Source organism: Serratia sp. Sp408 (genome assembly GCF_057180665.1).
In genome coordinates this window covers 224,529-248,251 of the sequence record NZ_JBXUFT010000002.1, presented here as the reverse complement: position 1 = coordinate 248,251, position 23,723 = coordinate 224,529, and the positions used below count along the sequence as shown (strand labels likewise).

The 23,723-nt window shown below is 57.3% G+C and carries 27 protein-coding genes; 18 read left to right on the top strand and 9 right to left on the bottom strand.

The window, feature by feature from the left end; genetic code table 11:
* Positions 1-3: 3 nt before the first annotated feature.
* From aaeA to AC2AXP_RS11935, 5 genes are all read left to right on the top strand, one after another.
* Positions 4-939, top strand: a complete 936-nt coding sequence (gene aaeA / locus AC2AXP_RS11955) for a p-hydroxybenzoic acid efflux pump subunit AaeA (RefSeq protein ID WP_004958080.1) — start codon at positions 4-6, stop codon at positions 937-939.
* Positions 939-2,906, top strand: coding sequence for a p-hydroxybenzoic acid efflux pump subunit AaeB (aaeB, locus tag AC2AXP_RS11950; RefSeq protein WP_198773873.1), 1,968 nt, complete (start codon positions 939-941; stop codon positions 2,904-2,906). Before aaeA ends, aaeB begins: the two co-directional genes overlap by 1 nt.
* Before the next feature lie 109 nt (positions 2,907-3,015).
* A complete protein-coding gene (locus AC2AXP_RS11945) occupies positions 3,016-4,470 on the top strand; it encodes an NAD-dependent succinate-semialdehyde dehydrogenase (protein ID WP_004958084.1) in 1,455 nt (484 codons plus the stop codon).
* Positions 4,471-4,536: 66 nt separating this feature from the next.
* Positions 4,537-4,989 carry a ribonuclease domain-containing protein gene (locus AC2AXP_RS11940; RefSeq protein WP_004958086.1) on the top strand — a complete coding sequence of 151 codons (453 nt, stop codon included), beginning with the start codon at positions 4,537-4,539 and terminating at the stop codon, positions 4,987-4,989.
* Positions 4,990-4,994: 5 nt separating this feature from the next.
* On the top strand, positions 4,995-5,294 hold the full coding sequence (locus AC2AXP_RS11935; RefSeq protein ID WP_004958088.1) for a barstar family protein: 300 nt from the start codon (positions 4,995-4,997) through the stop codon (positions 5,292-5,294).
* 42 nt (positions 5,295-5,336) lie between these two features.
* On the opposite strand, the gene yjgA is transcribed toward AC2AXP_RS11935, so the two are convergent.
* On the bottom strand, positions 5,337-5,885 hold the full coding sequence (gene yjgA, locus AC2AXP_RS11930) for a ribosome biogenesis factor YjgA (RefSeq protein WP_004958089.1): 549 nt from the start codon (positions 5,883-5,885) through the stop codon (positions 5,337-5,339).
* 169 nt (positions 5,886-6,054) lie between these two features.
* Between yjgA and pmbA the strand changes: the two genes are divergently transcribed.
* Positions 6,055-7,395, top strand: a complete 1,341-nt coding sequence (gene pmbA, locus AC2AXP_RS11925; RefSeq protein ID WP_004958092.1) for a metalloprotease PmbA — start codon at positions 6,055-6,057, stop codon at positions 7,393-7,395.
* A gap of 125 nt (positions 7,396-7,520) precedes the next feature.
* On the top strand, positions 7,521-7,907 hold the full coding sequence (cybC, locus tag AC2AXP_RS11920) for a cytochrome b562 (protein ID WP_273869317.1): 387 nt from the start codon (positions 7,521-7,523) through the stop codon (positions 7,905-7,907).
* Positions 7,908-7,927: 20 nt separating this feature from the next.
* On the opposite strand, the gene AC2AXP_RS11915 is transcribed toward cybC, so the two are convergent.
* Positions 7,928-8,710 carry an AraC family transcriptional regulator gene (locus AC2AXP_RS11915; RefSeq protein WP_198773874.1) on the bottom strand — a complete coding sequence of 261 codons (783 nt, stop codon included), beginning with the start codon at positions 8,708-8,710 and terminating at the stop codon, positions 7,928-7,930.
* A 113-nt stretch (positions 8,711-8,823) separates the two neighbouring features.
* Between AC2AXP_RS11915 and AC2AXP_RS11910 the strand changes: the two genes are divergently transcribed.
* Positions 8,824-9,612: a sulfite exporter TauE/SafE family protein gene (locus AC2AXP_RS11910; RefSeq protein ID WP_198773875.1), complete on the top strand. Its 789-nt coding sequence runs from the start codon at positions 8,824-8,826 to the stop codon at positions 9,610-9,612.
* Positions 9,613-9,644: 32 nt separating this feature from the next.
* Here AC2AXP_RS11910 and rnk read toward each other — a convergent pair whose 3' ends face one another.
* Complete coding sequence (rnk, locus tag AC2AXP_RS11905; RefSeq protein ID WP_484381697.1) at positions 9,645-10,055, bottom strand: nucleoside diphosphate kinase regulator; 411 nt, start codon at positions 10,053-10,055, stop codon at positions 9,645-9,647.
* A gap of 354 nt (positions 10,056-10,409) precedes the next feature.
* Here rnk and AC2AXP_RS11900 point away from each other — a divergent pair, with 354 nt between their 5' ends.
* The 10 genes from AC2AXP_RS11900 (at position 10,410) to AC2AXP_RS11855 (ending at position 19,175) form a co-directional block, all read left to right on the top strand.
* Positions 10,410-10,754: a glycine dehydrogenase gene (locus AC2AXP_RS11900; protein WP_004958102.1), complete on the top strand. Its 345-nt coding sequence runs from the start codon at positions 10,410-10,412 to the stop codon at positions 10,752-10,754.
* 33 nt (positions 10,755-10,787) lie between these two features.
* Complete coding sequence (locus AC2AXP_RS11895) at positions 10,788-11,153, top strand: glycine-rich SFCGS family protein (protein ID WP_198773876.1); 366 nt, start codon at positions 10,788-10,790, stop codon at positions 11,151-11,153.
* Positions 11,153-11,449, top strand: coding sequence for a DUF4312 family protein (locus tag AC2AXP_RS11890; protein ID WP_004958105.1), 297 nt, complete (start codon positions 11,153-11,155; stop codon positions 11,447-11,449). The genes AC2AXP_RS11895 and AC2AXP_RS11890 overlap by 1 nt, the downstream gene beginning before the upstream one ends.
* A 13-nt stretch (positions 11,450-11,462) precedes the next feature.
* Entirely contained in the window at positions 11,463-12,239 is a 777-nt protein-coding gene (locus AC2AXP_RS11885; protein ID WP_004958107.1) for a DUF4311 domain-containing protein, read from the top strand.
* Positions 12,240-12,251: 12 nt separating this feature from the next.
* On the top strand, positions 12,252-12,902 hold the full coding sequence (locus tag AC2AXP_RS11880; protein ID WP_004958108.1) for a DUF4310 family protein: 651 nt from the start codon (positions 12,252-12,254) through the stop codon (positions 12,900-12,902).
* Between the two features lie 47 nt (positions 12,903-12,949).
* A complete protein-coding gene (locus tag AC2AXP_RS11875; protein ID WP_484381696.1) occupies positions 12,950-14,089 on the top strand; it encodes an amidohydrolase/deacetylase family metallohydrolase in 1,140 nt (379 codons plus the stop codon).
* Positions 14,073-15,188 (top strand): DgaE family pyridoxal phosphate-dependent ammonia lyase, encoded by a 1,116-nt coding sequence (locus AC2AXP_RS11870; RefSeq protein ID WP_198773878.1) that lies wholly within the window; start codon positions 14,073-14,075, stop codon positions 15,186-15,188. The genes AC2AXP_RS11875 and AC2AXP_RS11870 overlap by 17 nt, the downstream gene beginning before the upstream one ends.
* Positions 15,185-15,925 carry a 2-dehydro-3-deoxy-phosphogluconate aldolase gene (dagF, locus tag AC2AXP_RS11865; RefSeq protein WP_198773879.1) on the top strand — a complete coding sequence of 247 codons (741 nt, stop codon included), beginning with the start codon at positions 15,185-15,187 and terminating at the stop codon, positions 15,923-15,925. Before AC2AXP_RS11870 ends, dagF begins: the two co-directional genes overlap by 4 nt.
* A 70-nt stretch (positions 15,926-15,995) precedes the next feature.
* Positions 15,996-17,210: a lactonase family protein gene (locus tag AC2AXP_RS11860; RefSeq protein WP_484381695.1), complete on the top strand. Its 1,215-nt coding sequence runs from the start codon at positions 15,996-15,998 to the stop codon at positions 17,208-17,210.
* A 48-nt stretch (positions 17,211-17,258) separates the two neighbouring features.
* Positions 17,259-19,175 carry a BglG family transcription antiterminator gene (locus AC2AXP_RS11855; protein ID WP_039991657.1) on the top strand — a complete coding sequence of 639 codons (1,917 nt, stop codon included), beginning with the start codon at positions 17,259-17,261 and terminating at the stop codon, positions 19,173-19,175.
* Positions 19,176-19,224: 49 nt separating this feature from the next.
* Here the strand turns inward: AC2AXP_RS11855 and npr are convergent, their stop codons facing one another.
* The 6 genes from npr to lptB all read right to left on the bottom strand — a co-directional run bounded on the left by npr (position 19,225) and on the right by lptB (position 23,723).
* Positions 19,225-19,497, bottom strand: a complete 273-nt coding sequence (gene npr, locus AC2AXP_RS11850; RefSeq protein ID WP_004958120.1) for a PTS phosphocarrier protein NPr — start codon at positions 19,495-19,497, stop codon at positions 19,225-19,227.
* Positions 19,494-20,348 carry an RNase adapter RapZ gene (gene rapZ / locus AC2AXP_RS11845; protein WP_004958122.1) on the bottom strand — a complete coding sequence of 285 codons (855 nt, stop codon included), beginning with the start codon at positions 20,346-20,348 and terminating at the stop codon, positions 19,494-19,496. Before rapZ ends, npr begins: the two co-directional genes overlap by 4 nt.
* 129 nt (positions 20,349-20,477) lie before the next feature.
* Positions 20,478-20,939: a PTS IIA-like nitrogen regulatory protein PtsN gene (gene ptsN / locus AC2AXP_RS11840; protein ID WP_088499798.1), complete on the bottom strand. Its 462-nt coding sequence runs from the start codon at positions 20,937-20,939 to the stop codon at positions 20,478-20,480.
* A gap of 263 nt (positions 20,940-21,202) precedes the next feature.
* Complete coding sequence (gene hpf / locus AC2AXP_RS11835; RefSeq protein ID WP_039991660.1) at positions 21,203-21,490, bottom strand: ribosome hibernation promoting factor; 288 nt, start codon at positions 21,488-21,490, stop codon at positions 21,203-21,205.
* A 23-nt stretch (positions 21,491-21,513) separates the two neighbouring features.
* Positions 21,514-22,947 carry an RNA polymerase factor sigma-54 gene (gene rpoN / locus AC2AXP_RS11830; protein ID WP_004958127.1) on the bottom strand — a complete coding sequence of 478 codons (1,434 nt, stop codon included), beginning with the start codon at positions 22,945-22,947 and terminating at the stop codon, positions 21,514-21,516.
* Between the two features lie 50 nt (positions 22,948-22,997).
* Positions 22,998-23,723, bottom strand: coding sequence for an LPS export ABC transporter ATP-binding protein (lptB, locus tag AC2AXP_RS11825; RefSeq protein WP_004958131.1), 726 nt, complete (start codon positions 23,721-23,723; stop codon positions 22,998-23,000).

Sequence of the window (23,723 nt, the reverse complement as noted above, 5' to 3'; positions counted from 1 at the left end):
GCTGTGAAAACTTTTTCAATAAAAATAGCCAGAATCGCGATCACTTTGATTCTTGTCCTGCTGGGGATTGTCGCGGTGTTCAAGGCCTGGGTGTTCTACACCGAATCCCCCTGGACGCGGGATGCCAAATTCACCGCCGATGTGGTGGCGATCGCGCCTGACGTCAGCGGCCTGCTGACCAGCGTACCGGTAGTGGATAACCAACTGGTGAAACAGGGGCAGGTGCTGTTTGTCATCGATCAGCCGCGTTATCAGCAGGCGCTGGCGGAAGCCAACGCTGACGTCGCCTATTACCAGACGCTGGCAGCGGAGAAAAAACGCGAAGCCGGTCGCCGGGTGAAACTGGGTATCCAGGCGATGTCGCAGGAAGAGATCGATCAGGCCAACAACGTACTGCAAACCGTGCAGCATCAGTTGGCGAAGTCGATTGCGGTGCGCGACCTGGCCAAGCTGGATCTGGAACGTACCACGGTGCGTGCGCCGGCCGACGGCTGGATCACCAATCTTAACGTGCACGCCGGTGAATTCATCACCCGTGGCTCGACCGCCGTTGCGCTGGTCAAAAAGAATACCTTCTACGTACTGGCTTATCTGGAAGAAACCAAACTGCACGGTCTGAGCAAAGGCGATCGGGTAGAAATCACCCCATTGGGCAGCAACCGTATCATGCACGGTACGGTAGACAGCGTGGCAGCCGGGGTGAACAACAGCAGCAGCACCAATGACAGCAAAGGGCTGGCGGCCATCGACAGCAACCTGGAATGGGTGCGTCTGGCGCAACGTGTGCCGGTAAAAATCATTCTCGACGCCGAGGATCAGCAACATCCGTATCCGGCCGGCACCACCGCGACGGTAGTGGTTACCGGCAAGGGCGATCGCGACCGGGACGGCAGTTCACCTTTTGTACGCCTGATGCATCGGCTGCGTGAGTTCGGTTAATGAATAGTCCGACGTTCATACGCCTGCGGTTTGCCTTCAAACTGAGCTTTGCCATCGTCTTTGCGCTGTTTGTCGGCTTTCACCTCAATCTGGAAACGCCGCGCTGGTCTGCCATGACCGCCGCCATCGTCGCAGCCGGACCGGCGTTTGCCGCCGGCGGTGAGCCGTTTTCCGGCGCCATCCGCCACCGCGGCTGGCTGCGCATCATCGGCACCTTCATCGGCTGTTTCGTCGGCCTGATTATTATCGTCACTACCGCGCGTGCGCCGGTGGTGATGCTGATGCTGTGCTGCGTCTGGGCCGGTTTTTGCACCTGGGTTTCCTCGCTGATTAAAGTGGAAAACTCCTACGCCTGGGGATTGGCCGGTTATACCGCGCTGATTATCATCGTGACCGTCGCCACCAGCGAGTCACACTTGCTGGAAGCCCCGCAGTTTGCGGTCGAGCGCTGTAGCGAAATCGTGCTGGGCATCGTCAGCGCGGTGCTGGCGGATCTGATTTTTTCTCCGCGCTCGATCAAACAGGATATTGATCGTGCGGTGGACAAACTGCTGGTGGAACAGTACCAACTGATGCAGATGTGCGTCAGCAATGCTGACAAAGAAGATATCGACCGTGCCTGGAGCAATCTGGTGAAGGGCACCACGGCGCTGAACGGTATGCGCAGCAGTCTGATGATGGAGTCCTCACGCTGGCAGAAGGTTGACCGGCGGGTGCGCGTGCTACATACCCTCTCGCTGACATTGATAACCCAGGCTTGCGAAACCTATCTGATCCTGCTCAACCACCCGGATGCGGTGAAAGAGAACATCCGCGAACTATTGCTGGTGCCGGCGGAAACGCCGCAGGAGATCCATAAACGGATGAAGCTGCTGCGCCAGATGCTGACCACCAACCGTACCGATGAAACATTACTTACCATTTCCAGCTGGGTAGGGGCGGCGACCCGTTACCTGCTGCTGGCCAAGGGCATTCACACCAACAGCAGCGTCAGCGCGGTGGAAGAAGACGTGCTGCGCAGCGAAGTGGTGGTCAAGCCGACGTCGGCGGAAGGCCACCATGCGATGATTAACGGCTTGCGTACCTTTACCGCCACGGCACTCGGCTGTCTGCTGTGGTTGTGGACCGGTTGGACCTCCGGCAGCGGGTTTATGGTGATTATCGCGGTGATTACCTCACTGGCGATGCGCACGCCAAACCCGCGCATGGTGGCGATGGATTTTGTGCTCGGCATGCTGGTGGCTATCCCGCTCGGCGCGCTGTATTTCATGGTGATTATCCCGGCGACGCAGCAGAGCATCCTGCTGTTGTGCCTCAGTCTGGGACTGTTGGCGTTCTTTATCGGCATCGAAGTGCAAAAACGGCGGCTGGGGTCGCTGGGGACGCTGGCCGGCACCATCAACATTCTGGTGCTGAGCAACCCGATGGAGTTTAACGTCACCCAGTTTCTGGATGCCTCGATCGGCCAGTTCCTCGGTAGCTGCGTCGGGCTGATGGTGCTGTTGCTGATCCGTGACAACTCGCGCGAACGTACCGGTCGCACTCTGCTGAACCAGTTTGTCGGCAGTGCGGTATCGGCGCTGACCACCAAGGCCGCCAAACGGCGGGAAAACCACCTGCCGGCGCTGTATCAACAGCTGAACCAACTGTTGATGATGTTCCCCAACGATATTGCCAAATACCGTCTGGCGTTGAATCTGATCATTGCGCACCAGCGCATGCAGCGCGCCGAAATCCCTGCCAGCGAAGAACTGTCGGCCTTCCACCGGCAAATCCGCAAAACGGCCGATCGGGTGGTAAGCGCCAAGAATGACGTCAAGCGCGCCTACTATTACGATCGCTTGCTAAGCGAAATGAACGACTACCAGCAGAAACTGGTGGATAATCAGGCTCCCCTTAGCGTCACCGGACCGGTGAGGCGGCTGGCGGATATGCTGCACCGTTATCGCCATGCCTTGATCGATTGATGCCCTCCGCTCGGACGCTGCCGCAGTAGGCCGTGTCCGCAGCTATACTGAGAGAATATTGTTATCTCGCGGATGCGGGAAGATTCATGCACTCAGGAGGGCTGCAAGCATGTCTGTAGAACAACTGACCGAGAGTGAATACTTCAATACCGGCTATTTCGTCGCCGGCCAGTGGCATACCGCCAGCACGACGTTCGAGGTGCTGAACCCCGCCAATGGCGAACGGGTGGCGCAGGTGGCGAAAGCCGGCCAACGCGAAACGCAGGCGGCGATCCGCGCCGCCAGCCAGGCATTCCCGGCCTGGCGCGATACTCCAGCCAAAACCCGCAGTGAAATCCTGCACCGTTGGTATCTGCTGATACTGGAACAGAAGGATTTTCTGGCGGCGCTGATGACCACCGAGCAGGGTAAGCCGTTCAAGGAAGCGCAGGGTGAAGTCGACTACGCCGCCAGCTTTATTCAGTGGTTCAGCGAACAGGCCAAACGCGCCAACGGGGAAATCATCCCACCCGCCAAGCCGGGCGCGCGCATTCTGGCGACCCGTGAGCCGGTTGGCGTGGTGGCGGCGATTACGCCGTGGAACTTCCCGCTGGCGATGCTGACGCGCAAACTGGGCCCGGCGCTGGCCGCCGGCTGCACCGCACTGATCAAGCCAGCCAGCAACACGCCGCTGTGTGCCTTCGCACTGCTGGCGCTGGCGCACAAGGCCGGCGTCCCTGCCGGGGTGCTGAACGGCGTGGCGGGCGATACCCGCGCCATCAGCGACGCCATTATGGCCAGTTCGGCGGTGCGTAAAATTACCTTTACCGGTTCCACCCAGGTTGGCAAGACGCTGATGCGTAACGCGGCAGAAACCATGAAGAAAGTGTCAATGGAACTGGGCGGCAACGCGCCGTTTATCGTATTTGACGACGCCGATCTGGAGCTGGCGGTGCAAGGGGCGATCGCCAATAAATTTCGTAATGCCGGTCAGGTGTGCGTATGCGCCAACCGTTTCTTTGTTCAGGACGGTATTTACGATAAATTTGTCAGCCGGCTGGCGGCAGAGGTACAAAAACTCAAGGTCGGCAATGGCATGGAGCACGACGTCGTGGTCGGGCCGTTGATCGATCGGGACGGCGTAGAGAAGGTGGAAGAGCACGTCAAGGATGCGCTGCAGCACGGTGCGCGTATCGTGGTTGGCGGCGAGCGGCACCGGTTGGGGGGCAATTTCTTCCAGCCGACGGTATTGGCAGAGGCCAATGCGCAGATGAAACTGGCGCAGGAGGAGACCTTTGGTCCGGTGGCGGCCTGCTTCCGTTTTGGCAGTGAAAGCGAAGCGATCGAACGCGCCAACGACACGCCGTTTGGACTGGCAGCCTATTTCTATACCGAGAATCTGCAGCGGGTATTCCGCGTGTCGGCGGCATTGGAAAGTGGCATGATTGGCATTAATGAATGTTCGGTATCGACCGAACTGGGACCCTTTGGCGGCGTCAAAGAGTCCGGTTTGGGGCGCGAAGGGTCGGTACTGGGGCTGGAGGAGTTCCTGCAAGTGAAAACGTTACACATCGGTAATCTTTAATTCATCCAATTCAGTTATATAACTAACATGGGGCGTAACCTGCGCCCCGGTACGACAGGGAAAGTAATGAACAAGCGGATTCTGGTGGCGGTGCTGATCGCCGTGGTGATGGCCGGTTTTATTGCCTTGCGTGGTAATGGCGATCGGGCCATTGGTCATGTGCCGGCGGTAGCGGCAACGGAAAGTATTGATCAACTGACACAGCAAAAACGGGTGGTGAGCTACCTGCAGCAACACCAACGCCTGCCGGGCTATTACATTACCAAGAAGCAGGCGCGTGAGCAGGGGTGGAATGCGCGTGACGGCAACCTGTGTACGGCGTTGCCAGGCAAAGCGATCGGCGGCGATCGCTTTTCAAACCGTGAAGGGCGTCTGCCTGCCGCGCACAAGCGTGTCTGGCGTGAGGCGGATATCAATTATCAGTGCGGGCGGCGCGGCGCCGATCGCCTGCTGTACTCCAATGACGGTCTGATTTTTGTTACGCGCGACCATTACAAAAACTTCATTCGGGTGGAGTGAGTCTGATGGGAAAAGTTGAATTTGATTTCAGCCAGATACCCGATCCACCGGCATTCTATCGGGATTTTGCCGGCAAGTTTGCATTGGGCGAAGAGTTTGGCGCCAATCTGGACGCGCTGTGGGACGTGGTCACCGGTGACATCGGTTTACCGGTCGAGATTGAGTTCGTCAATCTCGATAACCGTCGCAAGCGCCGTTTCGGTGCGATTATTCTGCTGTTTGAAGAAGCGGAGGAAGAGCTGGAAGGCAGCCTGCGTTTCAATATTCGCGAGGGCAGCAGCGCACCCGCGCACCATCAGGGATGAACGATGGTGTCCATCCCATGATGCAGGCGGCGCTGCGGCCGCTCATTCGGTGGTCTCGGCCAGCTCGCGCAGATACTGGAAGATCTGGCGGTATGCTTTTGGCGGTTTATTGGCGGCCTTTTCTTTCTGGGCATTACGCACCAGTGAGCGCAGCTGCTGCCGGTCGGCCTGCGGATACAGATCCAGAATGGCGGGTACCGCGTCATCGCCTTCTTCCACCAGGCGGTCGCGCAGCGCTTCCAGCTTGTGGAACAGCGATACCTGCTGATTGTGGCGGTTTTTCAGCTTGTCGAGCGCGGTCTGGATCGGCTCAACGTCGCGGGCGCGCAGCATTTTGCCGATCAGCTGGATCTGGCGGCGGCGGCCTTCTTTCTTGATCTTTTGCGCCAGCTCAATGGCGTTACGCAGGTCTTCATCCAGCGGAATGCGTTCCAGCGCGTTTTTCCCCAGTTCAACCAGTTCGGTTCCCAGGTCTTTCAGCGCTTCGGCGTCGCGTTTGATTTCACTTTTACTGACCCAGATAATCTCGTCATCGTCCTCGTTGTCATTGTCCGGGACATCGTCGAGCCAGTCTTCAGGCTGTTTGTTCATGGTAGGCTCCGTTAAAAAGAGGCTAATCCTAACAGGTTGCTGCCTTTATGCGAAATTCCACGCGGTTCCTGTTAGACTCAAGGGCATTATTCATTCGATTTTGCGTGCCATTCGCGCAACCACGCCGCCACGGCACTTTTCTCAACGATTTTTTAATTATGGCAGATTGATGAAAGTAGTCACTCAAGTTGCAGAACAGCGCAAGACGCTGGAACGGGCTGTTTCACAGGCTCTGGAACTGGCGGGCGCCGGTTCCGATGCGGCAGAAGTTGCCGTCACCAAAACCACCGGCATCAGTGTCAGCACTCGCTTCGGCGAGGTAGAAAACGTCGAATTCAACAGCGACGGCGCACTGGGCATCACCGTTTACCATCAGCAACGCAAAGGCAGCGCATCGTCAACCGATCTCAGCCCGGACGCCATCGCGCGTACCGTGCAGGCGGCGCTGGACATTGCACGCTATACCTCGCCGGATCCGTACGCCGGCCCGGCGGAACGCCAACTGCTGGCGTTCGAGGCGCCGGATCTGGATCTGTTCCACCCGGCCGAGCTGGATGCCGAGCGTGGCATTGAACTGGCGGCCCGCGCCGAACAGGCGTCGCTGGCGGCGGACAAGCGCATCACCAATACCGAAGGCGGCAGCTTCAACAGCCACTATGGCATTAAAGTGTTCGGCAACAGTCACGGCATGCTGCAAAGTTACTGTTCCAGCCGCCATTCGCTGTCCAGCTGCGTAATTGCCGAGCATCAGGGCGATATGGAACGCGATTATGCCTATACCATCGGGCGGGCGATGAGCGATTTGCAAAGCCCCGAGTGGGTCGGCGCGGAATGCGCCCGCCGCACGCTGTCGCGCCTGGCGCCGCGCAAGCTGTCGACCATGAAGGCGCCGGTGCTGTTCGCCGCCGAAGTGGCGACCGGTCTGTTCGGTCACCTGGTGGGCGCCATCAGCGGCAGCAGCGTCTACCGCAAGTCCACCTTCCTGCTGGATTCACTCGGCAAACAGATCCTGCCTGCATGGCTGACCATCGAAGAGCACCCGCATCTGTTGAAAGGGCTGGCCTCGACGCCGTTTGACAGTGAAGGCGTACGTACCCAGCGGCGCGATATCGTCAAGGACGGGGTGTTGCAGACCTGGTTGCTGACCAGCTACGCGGCGCGCAAACTGGGCATGCAAAGCACCGGCCATGCGGGCGGCATTCATAATTGGCGTATTGCCGGTCAAGGCAATGATTTTGCCGCGATGCTGAAACAGCTGGGTACCGGACTGGTCGTGACGGAGCTGATGGGTCAGGGCGTTAGCGGCGTAACCGGCGATTACTCGCGCGGTGCATCCGGTTTCTGGGTGGAAAATGGCGAAATTCAATATCCGGTCAGTGAGATCACCATTGCCGGCAACCTGAAGGATATGCTGCGCAATATCGTCAGTGTGGGCAGCGACATCGAAACCCGCAGCAATATTCAGTGTGGTTCGGTCCTGCTGCCAGAAATGAAAATCGCCGGCGAATAATCGCCTGATGGCCGGCGGGATGCAGGCCAGTTTTATATCGTTGCTTACAAATAATTCCTGTCGATGTTGCGGTGCGCCGCTTATGTTAACTAACGGTTAACTAAAACAATAACTGGAAGGTGAGCATGAAGACAACACTGAAGACGCTGGCGGCGTTGACGCTGCTGGGTGCCAGTTCGCTGGCAATGGCTGCCGATCTCGACGAAGATATGGATATCATCGCCGGGAACTACAAAACCGCGCTAAAAACCGATTCCATCGCCACATTTAAACAAAGCCTGCAAAATATGCGCGCTGCCGCACAGGATGCGCAAAAGGCCACGCCGCCAAAACTGGAAAATAAAGCGCCGGACAGTGCGGAAATGAAAGACTTCCGTCACGGTCTGGATACGCTGATCGCTCAGATCGACGGCGCGCTGACGGCGGCGAACCAGGGCAAACTGGCACAGGCGCAGACGTTGGCGCAGGATTTCAAAACCACCCGCGATAGTTACCACCAAAAATACCGTTGACCGTGTGCGCGGCCCGCCTATCAAAGCGGGCTGCCGCCGCTGAGAAAACTGGACGGTGTCTGCCCCAGCACCCGTCGAAACATGGCGGAAAACGCTGCGCTGTTCTCATACCCCAACTCCCACGCAATCTGCGTGACGCCATCGCCGGCCGCCAGGCGGGACAACGCCAGCACCACGCAGGCACGTTGACGCCATTGTGAAAAAGACAGGCCGGTTTGCGCCTGAAAGAAACGGCTGAACGTGCGGATGCTCATATACAGCTGCCGTGCCCAGAGCTGCGGCGATAGATGAATATTCGGCTGCTGCAGGAACGATTGACACAGCGCGTTCAGCCGAACGTCGTTGGGCAACGGTATATGCAGCGGCAACGCAGACAGGCGGGCTATTTCGTGCAGTAACAGCGACACCAGGCAGGCGTCGCGTCCTTGTTGCGCGTATTCGAGCGGCATTTCCACAGCCTCGATCAGCAACTGACGCAGCAGCGGGGAAATGCTGACTACCTGGCAATCTGCGCTACGCGCTGCCAGCGGCAAGGCCTCGGGCTCGATGTACAGGCTGCGGGTAGTCACGCCCTGCATTTTGACCTGATGAGGCATGTGCGGCGGCAGCCAGACCGCGCGTTGTGGCGGCACGATCCAGTTCCCACTGCGGGTATGGACGTGCATGATGCCGGTTGCACCATACAGCAATTGGGCGCGACGATGGCTGTGCATGGGGAGGAGATAACCCGGTGGATAGTCTCTGCCGATGGCAATCACCGGCCGTGGGAAATGATCCACCTCATCGATAGCGATATTGCGCATTGTCCTGCGATTCAGTTTGGCCGAATCACCATGATAGTTGGCTTTACATCGTATGCAAGTCAGCGGTCAGGATGATTACCCTATTGCCTTTTGATGTTCAGAGGCAATGCAGCATGACGGAACTGATTATTATCCTTTCGGCCGGTTTTCTGACCGGTATTACCACCATCCTGTTTGGGTTCGGCGGCGGCTTTGTGGTGGTGCCGTTTGTCTACCATCTGATTTCCGCCTCCGGTGAGCACCCTGGACAGGCAATGCATATCGCGGTGGCTACCTCGACGACGGTGATGATCCTTAACGCCGGCTACGCCACTTACGGGCATTGGCGCAGCGGCAGCATACTGCGGGAAACGGTGGTTCCGCTGATCTTGTTCATCGCGCTCGGCGCGCTGGCAGGGGCCTTGGCGGCCACCTTGCTGACCGACGGTGTTATTCGCCTGCTGTTTATCGCCTATATGGTAATCACCATCGCTGACTGCTTGTTCCACAAGGGTTTTTTACAGCGTCCGGCGCGGCGTGCGCTGTCGTCTCGCACGCTTTGGCTCGGTGGGTCGCTGATTGGCAGCGTAGCGGCGATGCTCGGCGTGGGGGGCAGCGTGATGACGGTACCGTTGTTGCGACGTCATGGCTATGAGATGAAATATTGTGTCAGCGCCGCCAATCCGCTGTCGATCGCCGTGGCGGTGATGGGCGCGGCCATATACGGCTGGCTGGGGCAGGGAAAAATCGCCGGTGCGGCCTATCTGGGCTATGTAAATATGGTGATTCTGGCGTTATTGGCTCTGGCTGGTACGGCGGGGATCGCCTTTGCCAAACGTGCGTTGCCGCGGATTGACGATACGCTGCACGCGCGGATCTACGTACTGTTGCTGATACTGGTGCTGGTGGCTATCGTCTGGTGACATAAGGGGCGGCAGGTTGCCGCCCGGGACGATCAGCGGTGATATACGCCCGCCGCTTCTGGCTGATACAGCAGTTCCAGTACTTCTATTTGCGCCTGCTCGCCGTTTGGCAGCGCCCAGTCAATCTGCTTGCCGACGTGCATGCCGAGCAAGGCGGCGCCCAGTGGCGCCATCACCGACAGCTGCTCATTGCTGTTTTGCAGTTCGGCCGGGTACACCAGCGTACGCACGTGCTCTTCGTTGGTATGCAGATCGCGGAAGCGCACTCGGCTGTTCATGGTAACAACATGAGCCGGGATCTGGGCTGGCGGCAGGATCTCGGCCCGATCCAGTTCAGCGTTCAACGCCGCAGCGACATCGGTATTGGCATAGGCCGGCTTTTCCAGCAACGCATCCAGTCGTTCCGCATCCAGCTCATTAATAGTAATGATTGGTTTGGTCATTCCACTCTCCAATAGCCTCAAATAAACAACACAAAGCAACACCCCCGCGCCGTGGGGAGCGGGGGTGTTGGAAATGTCGGTTTGTTCTTCCGATAGTAGGGGGTTAGCGCAGGAAAAGAAAGAGATCCCGATCACGAACTTTTCGTCGGCATGAACGCCACCGAGACAACCGTTCATCATGTTATCTTTTTGTATTCCAATTAACTTATCTGCAAAAGCCGCAATATGCGAAATGGATCTCTGACGGTCACCCAATTTCCACTTTGAACTGGAAAAAAACGCGCTACACACCCAATGGGACAGAGAGTAGGGTAAAGATAACAGATAAAGTGAGCGATTCAGGAGTGACTGAAAGTGAATGAAGGAGCGGCATCGCTAAAAACGACACAGGCTGATATTACCCAGGCAGAAACCATTACCGAGCGGGTATTGTCAGATATTACCATCATGTTAAATTCAGAGAGTATTTATACCAACGCGGTGCAACAACAAATGCTGGAGTCGCATATTCGTGCAATGGTGTTGCGTTCCATTACTGGCGAGCCTTTGCCTGAAGTGGATAAATCACTGTTCGATGAGATCTCGCATCATTCAATGCAGTTGGCGCAGCGAGTGGTGAGCCAATTTAACAACTTGCCGATCGAAGAGTCCTATTTACTGTCGGTACACTTTGAAGTGGCAAAAGATAATAACCAATAAGCGTTTTATTGATTTCAATCAGGAGAATATACCATGGGTCAAATTACCGTTGTGATCGGCGATCGTCTGGGCAAAGGGCAAAAAGTTGGCCAGGGCATTGAAAGCGCAGGTGGAAAAGCCATTGTCATTCCCGGCGTGGCGGCCGACATGAAGCTGGGCGACGTAATGAAAGCGGAAAATGCACAGCTGGGTATTTCGTTCTGCGGCAGCGGCGGCGCCGGCGCCATTACCGCGCAAACCAAATATGGCTACAAGGCCAAATATGGCATGCGTTCGATTGAGGAAGGTGTGACGGCAATTAATGAAGGCTGTAACGTGCTGGGATTCGGTTTTATGGATAAAGAAGAACTGGGGCAGAAACTGGTTGAAGCCTATATCAAGAAACACGGCGCAGCATAATGAAGGAACAGTATACCACCTCGGTAATTGTTACGGGCAAGGGCGACAGCAAAGCGAAAGCCTTTGCTTCCGCTCTGGCGAATGTACAGGGCGCGGTATTAAAATCCACCAATAATATTCTGCTGCGCATCGAACCGCAGGACGTCAGCGTATTAAGCGCGGAGGAAAAAACAACCCGAGAGAAATTCCTGTTCTTCTTTCTGCCGCGTGAAAGAAAAAGTTATGCCGTTTCTCTGGAAGTAACCATAAATGTGACCATTATCAACACAGAAAAGGTTGTTTTCACCTCGAAATAATAAGGGCAGACTCATGTTCCTAATAATTTTATTTAAGTCGATTATTATCGGCGGGCTGGTAGGTGTCGGCGTCGGCGCCGGCGCCGCACGCATGTTCCATGCCCCGACGACACAGGGTATGGGGGCATTCCGCACCCTGGGCGAGCTGAATTCCTGCGAAGGCGATCCGGCGTCACACTTCTCATTTGGCCTGGGCTTTTTCTTCAATGCCTGGGCGTCCTCCGTGGCGGCAGGTGCCTTCACACAGGACGTCGATCACCGCATCATCCCCAACTGGGGAGCGGCAGCGTTGATGATCAAGAATCGCAATGTGGCGCAAACGCTGCACGATCCGAAAAAAATGGCTATCGCCTGCGGCATCATCGGCATGCTGGTAGTGGCCTTCCTTAACTCCACCGCTTCGGCGGTACCGGCGGCGCTGCAGGTTACCGCCATCAAAGTGCTGGTGCCGGCAGCCAACCTGTTGGTGAATACCGTGATGCCGGTGATTTTCTGGCTGGCGGCGATTGATGCCGGCAAACGTTCCGGCTTCTGGGGCACCATTTTTGGCGGCCTGGCACAGTTGATCATGGGCAATGCCGTTCCGGGGCTGGTGCTGGGTATTCTGATCGGCAAAGGGGTTGAAGAGAGCGGCTGGAACAAGGTCACCAAAATCATGATGGCGGTGATCGTGCTGTTGTTCGTGCTGAGTGGCTTCTTCCGCGGCTTCGACATGAAACTCCTCGAGTCCTTCAGCCTTGGCATACCAGGCTGGCTGGATGCCATTCACAACACCCTGAGCGGTAAATAAGGCGGCGTGACGATGGAACAACAAACTCAACAACAAGGCTTCTGGTATGCCGACTGGTCGTTCCCGATTTTTGTCGGCCTGCTGTCCTCGGGCGTATTTGCCGGGACCCATATGTACTACCTGTACGGCATCGGCGCGTTTAACGAAGTGGCTTTCGTCTCGATGCTGCGTGCCGGCATGGATACCGGCGTGTATGGCGCGGTGGCGGCATTCGGTGCCAGCTTCCTGTTCGCACGTATTATCGAGGGCTCGCTGGTCGGCATCCTGGATATCGGCGGGGCGATCCAGACCGGTGTCGGGCTGGGGGTGCCAGCGCTGCTGCTCGGTGCAGGGATCGTGTTCCCGGTAGCCAACTTTGCCGCATCGCTGGTCACCGGTCTGGTGATTGGGCTGGCGATCGGTTACCTGATCATCCTGGCGCGCAAGTTCACCATCAACCAGAGCAACTCGACCTACGGCGCAGACGTCATGATGGGCGCGGGTAATTCCTCCGGGCGTTTCCTTGGGCCATTGATCATCCTGTCTGCCATGACTGCGTCGATTCCGATCGGTATCGGTTCGCTGCTCGGTGCACTGCTGTTTTATATCTGGGGCAAGCCCATTACCGGCGGCGCGATCCTCGGCGCAATGATCCTGGGGGCCATTTTCCCGGTCGCCATCTGAATGTGGCTGCGGGGCGAACGGTGTCGCCCCGCGGTAAGGAGTAAAGCATGTATGACTTAATCATTCGCCACGCGCGGCTGGCCGACGATCGGTTGGTCGACGTGGCGGTGCAGGACGGCAAGATTGCGGTGGTTGGGCAACTGGCGGCGCAGACGCAGGGGACGCGCCAACTTGATCTGGGCGGCAGGTATCGCCTCAGCGCCGGTTGGATCGACGCCCACGTGCACTGTTATCCCTCTTCGCCGATTTATCACGATGAACCAGACAGCGTCGGCACCTGCTGCGGCGTTACCACGGTAGTGGACGCCGGCAGTACCGGCACTGACGACGTCGACAGTTTCTATGCCCTGACGCGCAGCGCCAAAACCAACGTGTTTGCCTTCCTGAATATTTCGCGCATCGGCCTGTTGCGTCAGAACGAGCTGGCCGAAATGGCGGATATCGACAAGCAGGGCGTGCAGCGAGCCATTGAGCAGCATCGCGGCTTTATTATCGGCATCAAGGCGCGCATGAGCAGCAGCGTCGTTGGCCAGAATGGCATCACACCGCTGGTGCGCGCCAAGGAGATCCAGCAGGAAAACAATCAGCTGCCGCTGATGGTACATATCGGCAACAACCCGCCGGATCTGGATGAAATCGCCGATTTGCTGACGCGTGGCGATATCATCACCCACTGTTACAACGGCAAGCCCAACCGTATTCTGACCCCGGCCGGTACGTTGCGCGAGTCTATTCAACGGGCGTTGAAGCGTGGCGTATTGCTTGACGTTGGCCACGGCACTGCCAGCTTCAGCTTTGAAGTCGCACGGCAGGCGATCGCTCTCGGCATTCTGCCGCACACCATCAGTTCCGATATTTATTGTCGCAATCGCCTGTCCGGGCCGGTACACAGCCTGGCGACGGTGATGTCCAAATTTTTCACCGTCGGCCTGACGTTACCGCAGGTGATCGACTGTGTGACGGTCAATGCCGCGTCGGCATTGCAATTGACCGGCAAAGGACAGCTGCAGCCGGGCTTTGACGCCGATTTGACCATTTTCGATCTTCGCCAGGCGCCGCAAGTATTTGCCGATGCCGAAGGGCAATCCGCCAAGGGTGAACAATTGCTGGTGCCGCTGGCTGCGGTGGTGGCCGGGGAAGTCCTATTAACCGATGAAGGGAAAGCCGCTCATGTCTTCGATCTATGAAAAATACCAGTTAAAACAGGTGATCAATACGTCCGGCCGTATGACGGCGCTTGGCGTTTCTACCCCTCGTCAGGAGGTCATCGACGCGGTGGGTTATGGTCTTGACCACTATTTCGACATCAAGGATCTGGTGAATAAAACCGGTGCCTATATCGCCAATCTGCTGAACGTCGAGGCGGCGGTAGTGGTTTCCTGCGCCTCCGCCGGCATTGCACAGTCGGTGGCGGCCACCATTGTCAAAGATAACGCCAACCTGCTGGTCAACCTGCACTCCGCTGCGGTCAACGAACCACGCGAGATCGTGCTGCCACGTGGGCACAACGTCAACTTTGGCGCGCCGGTCGACACCATGGTGGCGCTCGGCGGCGGTAAGGTGGTAGAAGCCGGCTACGCCAATGAATGCTCCGCCGAACAGCTCGAGGCCTGCATTACCCGGCAAACGGCGGCCATCCTCTATATCAAGTCACACCACTGCGTACAGAAGAGCATTCTGTCGGTCGAACAGGCGGCGGCGGTGGCGCGCAAGCATCAGCTGCCGCTGATCGTGGATGCGGCGGCCGAGGAAGACCTGCTGTGTTATTACCAGATGGGAGCCGATCTGGTGATTTACAGCGGCGCGAAGGCGATCGAAGGGCCGACCAGTGGTCTGGTGATCGGCAAGAAACAGCTGGTCGAGTGGGTAAAATTGCAGTCGGGCGGCATCGGTCGTGCGATGAAGGTCGGCAAAGAGGGCATTCTGGGTCTGACGCAGGCAATTGAAAGCTACCTGACGCAGGAAAAGACCAGCGGCGCGCAAATGGTCGAGCGCATGACGCCCTTTATCAATAGCCTGAATACCTTGAATGGCGTAAGCGCCAAAACCGTCTGGGACAGCGCCGGTCGCGACATTGCGCGTACGGAAATCGCTTTTGACGAAGCGGCGATCGGCATGTCGACCCTCGACATCGTTCAGGCGCTGAAAACCGGTGACATCGCCATTTACTTCCGTGGCTACAAGGCCAACGAAGGCAAGATCGAAGTGGATGTGCGCAGTGTGGATCAACAGCAACTGACGACCGTTTTTAACTGCATCAAAAAATTACTGGAGCAACAAGCATGAAGCTGAAGCCGAACTATTACCGTGACCGCGTATGCCTTAACGTGCTGGCGGGTTCAAAGGACAACGCTGAGGAGATTTATGCGGCGGCGGAAGGCCACGTGCTGGTTGGCGTGCTGTCCAAGAATTATCCTGACGTCGACAGTGCGGTGGCCGATATGCAGCGCTACGCGCGCCTGATTGACAACGCGCTGTCGGTGGGGCTGGGCGCCGGCGATCCGAAGCAGTCGGCGATGGTCAGCCTGATCTCGCAGCGAGTACAGCCACAGCACGTCAATCAGGTGTTTACCGGCGTCGGCGCCAGCCGTGCGCTATTAGGGCAAACGGATACGGTGGTCAATGGTCTGGTATCGCCGACCGGGCGAGTCGGTTGGGTGAAGGTATCTACCGGGCCGCTGAGCGCTGGTGCGCCGGACGGTATTGTGCCGGTTGAGACGGCGATTGCGCTGTTGAAAGACATGGGGGGGAGCTCGATCAAGTATTTCCCAATGGGGGGTCTGAAGTGCAAGGACGAGTATCAGTACGTGGCCAAAGCGTGCGCCGAACATGATTTCCTGTTGGAGCCGACCGGTGGCATCGATCTTGACAATTTTGAGCAGATCCTGGAAATCGCGCTGGCGGCGGGAGTCAAGCAGGTGATCCCGCACATTTACAGTTCGATCATCGATGCCAACAGTGGCAATACGCGCCCGCAGGATGTGAAAACGCTGTTGGCGATGACCAAAAAACTGGTGGGCTAAACGGCGGCGTGCCGGGCTGATTCACCGTAGCTTCGTAATGTGTTGTTCTTTACCAATACAAGGAATAAATATGCGAAACTGGCAGGGTATGACCACGCGATTTGCGGTATCTCTGGCGCTGCTGGCGATGTTCAGCCCGGCGCTGCATGCTGAGGATGCAATGAAGTCCACACCGTCTCATTTTGCCTATATCGGTTCTTATCAGCCCAATGGTGAAGGGGTCTACCGGCTACGGGTCGATGCCGCCAGCGGTGCGCTGAGCGACAAGACCCTGGTCAGCACGTTGCCCAATCCAGCCCAGTTGGTGGTTGATGCCAGCGGCCGTACCTTGTACGTTGCCAGCGAAGTGGCAGATTTTAACGGCGGTAAACACGGTTCGATCACCGCACTGCGCATCAGCGAGCGAGACGGTAGCCTGACGCCACTGAATCAGGTGGATTCGCAGGGCGCCGGGCCGGTATTTCTTTCGCTGACACCGAACGGGCGCCATCTGCTGGTGGCGAATTATATCAGCGGCAGCGTGGCGGCGTTTCCGCTGGATAGCGAAGGCCGGCTGGCGCAAGCCAACTCGGTGCGCCAGCAGCAAGGCCCGGCGGGGGCGAGCAGGCCTGCCGCAGCGGTGGAGGGCAGCTTTGCCATCAGCGATCACAATGGCCCGCATGCGCATATGATCGCCAGCGATCCGAGTGGTAAATTTGTTTTCTCAACCGATTTGGGGCTGGATCGGATCTACCAGTGGCGTTTTGACGATAGCCGTGGCGAACTGACGCCAAACGATCCGCCGTGGATCGCGGCGTCGTCGCCTGGTGCAGGCCCGCGCCACTTCGTGTTCCACCCGGACGGTAAAACGCTGTTGCTGGTGAACGAAGAGGCGTCCACGCTGACCAGCTACCGTTTCGACAGCGACCAGGGCACGCTGACGCCGCTACAGACGGCATCCACTCTGCCGGCGGATTATAAGGGCACCAATTTTGCCGCCGGATTGACGCTAAGCCAGGACGGCAAAAATCTGTACGTCGCCAACCGGCTGCATAACAGCATTGCGCAGTTCAGTATCGGCAGCGGTGGCAGCATGACGCGGGTGGGCGAAACCTGGACGCGCGGTGATTATCCACGCACCGTCACGCTCAGTCCGGACGGGGGGTATCTGTACGCGCTCAACCAGCGCAGCGATAACATTACGCGTTTTCGCGTCGATCAACAGAACGGTACGCTCAGTTTCGTGGATGGCTATACCCCGGTAGGCAGCCCTTCACAGATGGTATTCGCGCCCGCAGCGCAGTAACCCGTGGCCCGTCTGGCAGCAGGCGGGCGACTTGACATTGGAATGACGATGGTGAGATTCCCTTATCCCCGTTTGGCTTATCTGTTTGACGCGTTGCAGAGTGAAACGCTGCCGCAGGATGAACTGGCGAAGCGCTTTGCGGTGTCTACCCGCACGGTGCGTGCAGACATCACTGCGCTTAATGATATTTTGGAAAAATACGGCGCGCGCTTTGTGCATAACCGCGGTGCCGGTTACCGGCTGCAGGTGGACGACGCGGCGCTGTTCAGCGGGTTACAGCAGCAGGAGCGCCGCAAGCAGGCCACGCCGCGTAGCGCCCAGGAGCGCGTGCATTATCTTTTGATCCGTTTTTTGACCTCAGCCTTCTCCCTGAAGTTGGAGGATTTAGCCGATGAATGGTTTGTCAGCAGGGGTACGCTGCAAAACGATATGGCTGAGGTGAGGGAACGGCTGGCGCATTACCCGTTGACCATCGAAACCAAACCGCGTTACGGCATGAAGTTGTTCGGCTCGGAAATGGCGATCCGCGCCTGTCTGACCGATTTGCTGTTCCAGCTGCATCTGGCGGATGCCGAGAATCCGTTGCTGAATAACGAGATCCTGCTGCAACCGCAGGTAGCGACCTTTGCCGGCCTGCTGCACCCGTTGCTGTCACAGTACGCCATTCGTCTGACCGATGAAGGGGAGCAATATCTGATCTTTTATTGCGCGGTGGCGCTGCGCCGCATCAGCGATGGTTATCCGCTGTCGGAGTTTGACGTCGAAGATGGCGACGAAGGGGTGCGCAAGGCGTCGACCTGGCTGGCGGGCGAACTGGGCAAGGCGGCCGGCAAAGAGGTCTCGGCCGCAGAAGAAGCCTATCTGCGGGTGAATATCGCGGCACGACGGGTGCAGGACGTGCGCCCCAGCGAGATCAACGCCGATGACGAAGAGGCGCTGGTGGACTACATCCTGTCCTATATCAACGCACACTATAACTACAATCTGCAGGGCGACAAGCAGCTGCGTGCCGATCTGCTCACCCATATCAAGACCATGATTACCCGGGTGAAATACCAGATAAACATCCCCAACCCGCTGCTGGCCAACATCAAGCAGCACTATCCGATGGCCTACGACGTGACGCTGGCGGCGGTAGCCAGCTGGGGGAAATATACGCCTTACACCCTGAGCGAAAACGAGATTGGCTATCTGGTGCTGCACATCGGCGTCGGTCTGGAGCGTCATTACAATATCGGCTATGAACGTCACCCGCAGGTGATGCTGGTGTGCGACACCGGCAATTCGACGGTACGCATGATCCAGGCGCAGGTTGCACGCAAGTATCCGCAGCTGGTGGTGACGCGCATTGTCTCGCTGCGCGACTATGAAGTGCTCAGCCATATCGACGAAGATTTTGTCATTTCCAACGCGCGGGTCAGCGAGAAAAACAAGCCGGTGGTGGTGATGTCGCCATTCCCGACCGAATATCAGCTCGAACAGCTGGGCAAGCTGGTTCTGGTGGATCGTACCAAGCCGTACATGCTGGAAAAGTTCTTTGACGCCGGCCATTTCATGATCGTCAATGAGCCGCTGACCCAGCAACAGCTGTTCCGCAAAGTGTGCAGCCAACTGGAGCAGGAAGGTTATGTCGGTGAGGACTTCTATCCGTCGGTGGTAGAGCGTGAGGCGATCGTTTCCACCCTGCTGGGAGAAGGCATTGCGCTGCCGCATTCACTGGGCCTGCTGGCGAAAAAAACCGTGGTGGTGACGCTGCTGGCGCCACAGGGCATTGCCTGGGGCGATGGAGAAGTGGCGCAGGTGGTATTCCTGCTGGCGATCAGCAAAAGTGATTATGAAGAAGCGATGGCGATTTATGATCTGTTCGTCACCTTCGTGCGCGAACGTTCGATGAGCCGGCTGCTGGGCAGCAACGACTTTGACAGTTTTAAGGCGGTGGCGCTCGACTGCCTGAGCCGTATTTAATCGGTCTGGCGTGGCATTGAGCGTTCTGCCTCTGCCGTTTTAACCAGGCTCAGTCCTCATCAAAACCGGAGTTGAACAGCTCAATCACCGCCGCCAGCGCTTGCTGCTCTTCCGGGCCGCTAGCTTCCACCTCGATATGGCGGCCCTGGGCGGAGTCGAGCATCAGCAGGGCAATGACGCTGCTGGCTTCGGCTTCGGTGCCGCTGTCGTTACGCAGTAGCACCTCGGCGTCAAAACTTTGCACCAGCTCAAACAGCTTCATCGCCGGGCGAGCATGCATGCCCAGCTTGTTTTTGATTTCAACCGTTTGCTTGACCGTCATTGTTTGCGTTTTTCCAGCGTGCGGTGGCGTGATTGCACGTTTTTGCCGCGCGAACGGAAGTAGTCTGCCAGCTGTTCCGCCACGTAGACCGAACGGTGTTTACCGCCGGTACAGCCAATCGCCACCGTCAGATAGCTGCGGTTGTTGGTTTCCAGCATTGGCAGCCACTGTTCGAGATAACTGCGGGTTTGGTAGATAAAATTATGTACCTCTGTGTGGCGATCGAGGAACGAGGCCACCGGTTTATCCAGGCCGGTCATCGGACGCAGCTTCGGATCCCAGTGCGGGTTCGGCAGGAAACGCACGTCAAACACGTAGTCGGCATCGATCGGGATGCCATGTTTGAAGCCGAATGATTCGAATACCATCGTCAATTCACGCTCACGTTTGCCCAACAGACGGGTACGCAGCATTTCCGCCAGTTCGTGCACGGACATTTCGGAGGTGTCGATGATCAGGTCGGCGCGTGAGCGCAGTGGCTCCAGCAGATCGCTTTCTTCATCAATGGCGCTTTCCAACGACAGGTTCTTGCTGGAAAGCGGATGCAGACGGCGGGTGTCACTGTAGCGGCGGATCAGGGTATTGCGGTCGGCGTCGAGGAACAGCAGCTGCGGCGAAAAACTGTCCGGCAGCTGGGTCATGGCATACTCAAACACTTCCGGCGATTCCGGCATGTTACGCACGTCGATGCTCACCGCCGCGGAGCTGTTGCGTTCGGCCAGCGTCTGGGCAAGCTGCGGCAGCAGCACCACGGGCAGGTTATCAACGCAGTAAAACCCCATATCTTCCAGCGCCCGCAAGGCGACAGATTTCCCTGAACCGGAACGGCCGCTGACAATCATCAGCACCATGTGGCAACTCCCCCTGGCATCTCGGCGGCTTTTATCACCGCCGTTGAAAATATGAGCCCGGCGCAAACCGGGTTCCATGACAAATAAACAGTATCGCTATCAACGCCAGAAGTCACCCCGGCGAAAAGGTTATTCGGTAATGATTTGGTAAAGTTCTTCATCACTCTGTGCGGCACGCAGGCGACGACAGACGGTTTTATCCGCCAGACGCTTGGCAACCAGAGACAGGGTGTGCAAATGCGTTTTGCACTGATCGGCCGGCACCAGCAAGGCGAACAGCAGATCGACCGGTTGGTTGTCGATGGCATCGAAGGCGATCGGTTGGTCGAGACGGATAAACACGCCAACGGCCCGCAGGGTGTCCTCTTCCAGTTTTCCATGGGGTATGGCAATGCCGTTGCCAATACCGGTGCTGCCCATGCGCTCACGGGTGAGAACCGCGTCAAACACCACCTGCGGCGGCAGGTTAAGTTGTTTGGCTGCCAGCTCGCTGATAATTTCCAGAGCGCGTTTCTTGCTGTTGCAGTGTACCGAGCTTCTGGTGCACTCGATACTCAGTACCGAGCTTAATTGCATTGTTTCGTTGTTCATCTCATCTTCACTTGAAGCCATGCTTATCAGGCTGTTTTACTGGCCATTCTGGCCCCGGGCAGTGCTCGAACTCTTGCGTACTTACGTGTGCGCAAGAGTTCTGCTTGCTGGTCGTGCCAAACTACCTGCGCCAATCACGCCTGAAAAGATGGCTTTCGCCTGTTTTAACCCTGATTACCGTTCGGCGCGTTACCCATACAGGTAACGCGCCGATAGCTGAGGCTGCGTTAAGCAGCACCTCTGGCGGAAAGTGGCCCAGAGTGTCAGTGTTGCTTCAGTTTGTCTTTATGTTTGTTCAATTGACGCGCCAGTTTATCAATCAGGCAGTCAATTGCAGCATACATATCTTCTTTTTCCGAGGTGGCGTGCAACTCGCCTCCATTCACGTGCAGCGTCGCTTCTGCGATCTGCTGCACTTTTTCCACACTTAGAACGACATACACCTGATTGATCCGATCGAAATACTGTTCGAGTTTGGCAAATTTGGCGTTCACAAACTCACGCAATGGATCGGTGATGACGATGTGGTGTCCGGTAATGTTGAGCTGCATAATGTCTTCCTTCTCTATAGAGGTCAAACCAACTGTTTACGCTGGTTCGACGGCGGGATGGACAAAGACTCTCGGTACTTGGCGACGGTGCGCCGCGCCACCATGATCCCCTGATCGGAAAGCAGGGTGGCCAGTTTGCTGTCGCTCAGCGGTTTGGCGGGGTTTTCCGCCGCGATCAATTTCTTCACCAGTGCACGAATGGCCGTCGAGGAGGCTTCGCCGCCGCTGTCGGTGTTCACGTGGCTTGAGAAGAAATACTTCAATTCGAAAATACCGCGCGGGCTGTGCAGGAACTTCTGCGTGGTCACGCGTGAGATCGTCGATTCATGCATATCCACGGCCTGTGCGATATCCGCCAGTACCATGGGTTTCATAAATTCCTCACCTTGTTCAAAGAACGCTTCCTGCTGCTCGACGATGCAGCGTGTGACTTTCAGTAGCGTATCGTTACGGCTTTCCAGGCTTTTGATCAGCCACTTGGCTTCCTGCAGGTTACTGCGGATAAACTGGCCATCGGCTTCGCTACGCGAACTGTTGCCCAGTGCGGCATATTGCTGGTTGATCTTCAGACGCGGAATGCTGTCGGCGTTAAGTTCCACCGCCCACTTGCCCTGCACCTTGCGCACCAGCACATCGGGAATGACGTACTCCGATTCACCGGTGTTGATCGACTGCCCCGGGCGTGGGTCGAGTGACTGAATCAGCAGCATCGCTTCTTTCAGTGTATCTTCTTTTAGCCGGGTTGATCGCATCAGGCTGCGAAAGTCGTGATTGGCCAGCAAATCCAGGTGATCGCTGATGATCTGCCGTGCTTCGTTGAGGTATGGGGTGTCTTTGGCATACTGGGAAAGCTGAATCAGCAGGCAGTCGCGCAGGTCACGAGCCGCCACGCCGATAGGATCGAAACGCTGAACGCGTTTCAGTACGGCTTCCACTTCGTCCATCGAGACATTCTCGTCGCCAATGCTTTCCAGAATGTCTTCCAGCGGAACGGTAAGGTAGCCAGTATCGTCCACGGCATCGACGATCGAGGTGGCAATGGCGGCATCGGTATCTGAAAACGGCGTCAGATCCACCTGCCACATCAGGTAGTCTTGCAGCGTTTGGGTGGTTTCGCCCTGATAGACCGGCAGCTCGTCGTCGCTGTAGTCGGTACCGGTGCCGGATGGCGTACCGGCGGTGTAGATTTCATCCCAGGTGGCGTCCAGCGGCAGCTCTTCCGGCATGTCCTTCTGTTCCAGTGCCTCGCGGGTGTCCAGGCCTTCGGTCTCGGTGGTTTCCTTTGCGTCGATCTCGTCGTGCAGGTCGGTTTGTTCAAGCAGCGGGTTGCTCTCTAACGCCAGTTGGATCTCCTGCTGGAGTTCAAGCGTGGACAGCTGCAGCAAGCGAATTGCCTGCTGTAGCTGGGGGGTCATGGCCAGTTGTTGACTGAACCTGAGTTGCAAACCTTGCTTCATAGTCTTTTTTCTACTTCCGTTAACCGCCGTCCGTCAGGATCAGCTGGCAATCACAGGCGGAATTCTTCGCCCAGATAAACGCGTTTCACCTGTTCGTCGGCCAAAATGGCGTCCGGCGTGCCATGGGCGATCAGTTTACCCTGGCTGACGATATAGGCGCGTTCACACACGTCCAGCGTTTCGCGCACGTTATGGTCGGTGATCAGCACGCCCAGGCCGCTGTCACGCAGGTGCTCGATGATTTTCTTGATGTCGATAACGGAAATCGGGTCAACCCCGGCAAACGGCTCATCCAGCAGGATGAATTTCGGGTTGGCGGCCAGCGCGCGGGCAATTTCGACGCGGCGGCGTTCACCACCGGACAGTGCCTGGCCAAGGTTGTCGCGCAGATGGGAAATATGGAACTCTTCCATCAGTTCGTTGGCGCGGTCGGCGCGCTGTTCGCTGGTCAGGTCCTCGCGAATTTCCAGCACCGCCATCAGGTTGTCATACACGCTCAGACGGCGGAAAATCGACGCCTCCTGCGGCAGATAGCCGATACCGCGGCGCGCACGGGCGTGCAGCGGCAGGATGCTGATGTCTTCGTCGTCAATCACGATGCGGCCAGCGTCACGCTGTACAATGCCGACCACCATGTAGAACGTGGTGGTTTTGCCAGCGCCGTTTGGCCCCAACAGGCCGACGATTTCGCCGGAATTCACTTTCAGGCTGACGTCTTCAACGACTTTGCGGCCCTTGTAGGCTTTCGCCAGATTTTCTGCGATGAGTGTTGCCAT

Coding starts and splice junctions, on each gene's coding strand:
- AC2AXP_RS11875 (WP_484381696.1), top strand. CDS start 12,950: ATGTATGACTTAATCATTCGCCACGCGCGGCTGGCCGACGATCGGTTG.
- hpf (WP_039991660.1), bottom strand. CDS start 21,490: ATGCAGCTCAACATTACCGGACACCACATCGTCATCACCGATCCATTG.
- AC2AXP_RS11940 (WP_004958086.1), top strand. CDS start 4,537: ATGAACAAGCGGATTCTGGTGGCGGTGCTGATCGCCGTGGTGATGGCC.
- AC2AXP_RS11890 (WP_004958105.1), top strand. CDS start 11,153: ATGAAGGAACAGTATACCACCTCGGTAATTGTTACGGGCAAGGGCGAC.
- npr (WP_004958120.1), bottom strand. CDS start 19,497: ATGACGGTCAAGCAAACGGTTGAAATCAAAAACAAGCTGGGCATGCAT.
- dagF (WP_198773879.1), top strand. CDS start 15,185: ATGAAGCTGAAGCCGAACTATTACCGTGACCGCGTATGCCTTAACGTG.
- yjgA (WP_004958089.1), bottom strand. CDS start 5,885: ATGAACAAACAGCCTGAAGACTGGCTCGACGATGTCCCGGACAATGAC.
- AC2AXP_RS11860 (WP_484381695.1), top strand. CDS start 15,996: ATGCGAAACTGGCAGGGTATGACCACGCGATTTGCGGTATCTCTGGCG.
- AC2AXP_RS11895 (WP_198773876.1), top strand. CDS start 10,788: ATGGGTCAAATTACCGTTGTGATCGGCGATCGTCTGGGCAAAGGGCAA.
- AC2AXP_RS11885 (WP_004958107.1), top strand. CDS start 11,463: ATGTTCCTAATAATTTTATTTAAGTCGATTATTATCGGCGGGCTGGTA.
- rapZ (WP_004958122.1), bottom strand. CDS start 20,348: ATGGTGCTGATGATTGTCAGCGGCCGTTCCGGTTCAGGGAAATCTGTC.
- rpoN (WP_004958127.1), bottom strand. CDS start 22,947: ATGAAGCAAGGTTTGCAACTCAGGTTCAGTCAACAACTGGCCATGACC.
- pmbA (WP_004958092.1), top strand. CDS start 6,055: ATGAAAGTAGTCACTCAAGTTGCAGAACAGCGCAAGACGCTGGAACGG.
- cybC (WP_273869317.1), top strand. CDS start 7,521: ATGAAGACAACACTGAAGACGCTGGCGGCGTTGACGCTGCTGGGTGCC.
- aaeB (WP_198773873.1), top strand. CDS start 939: ATGAATAGTCCGACGTTCATACGCCTGCGGTTTGCCTTCAAACTGAGC.
- rnk (WP_484381697.1), bottom strand. CDS start 10,055: ATGACCAAACCAATCATTACTATTAATGAGCTGGATGCGGAACGACTG.
- lptB (WP_004958131.1), bottom strand. CDS start 23,723: ATGGCAACACTCATCGCAGAAAATCTGGCGAAAGCCTACAAGGGCCGC.
- AC2AXP_RS11915 (WP_198773874.1), bottom strand. CDS start 8,710: ATGCGCAATATCGCTATCGATGAGGTGGATCATTTCCCACGGCCGGTG.
- ptsN (WP_088499798.1), bottom strand. CDS start 20,939: ATGAACAACGAAACAATGCAATTAAGCTCGGTACTGAGTATCGAGTGC.
- AC2AXP_RS11945 (WP_004958084.1), top strand. CDS start 3,016: ATGTCTGTAGAACAACTGACCGAGAGTGAATACTTCAATACCGGCTAT.
- AC2AXP_RS11910 (WP_198773875.1), top strand. CDS start 8,824: ATGACGGAACTGATTATTATCCTTTCGGCCGGTTTTCTGACCGGTATT.
- AC2AXP_RS11855 (WP_039991657.1), top strand. CDS start 17,259: ATGGTGAGATTCCCTTATCCCCGTTTGGCTTATCTGTTTGACGCGTTG.
- AC2AXP_RS11870 (WP_198773878.1), top strand. CDS start 14,073: ATGTCTTCGATCTATGAAAAATACCAGTTAAAACAGGTGATCAATACG.
- AC2AXP_RS11880 (WP_004958108.1), top strand. CDS start 12,252: ATGGAACAACAAACTCAACAACAAGGCTTCTGGTATGCCGACTGGTCG.
- AC2AXP_RS11935 (WP_004958088.1), top strand. CDS start 4,995: ATGGGAAAAGTTGAATTTGATTTCAGCCAGATACCCGATCCACCGGCA.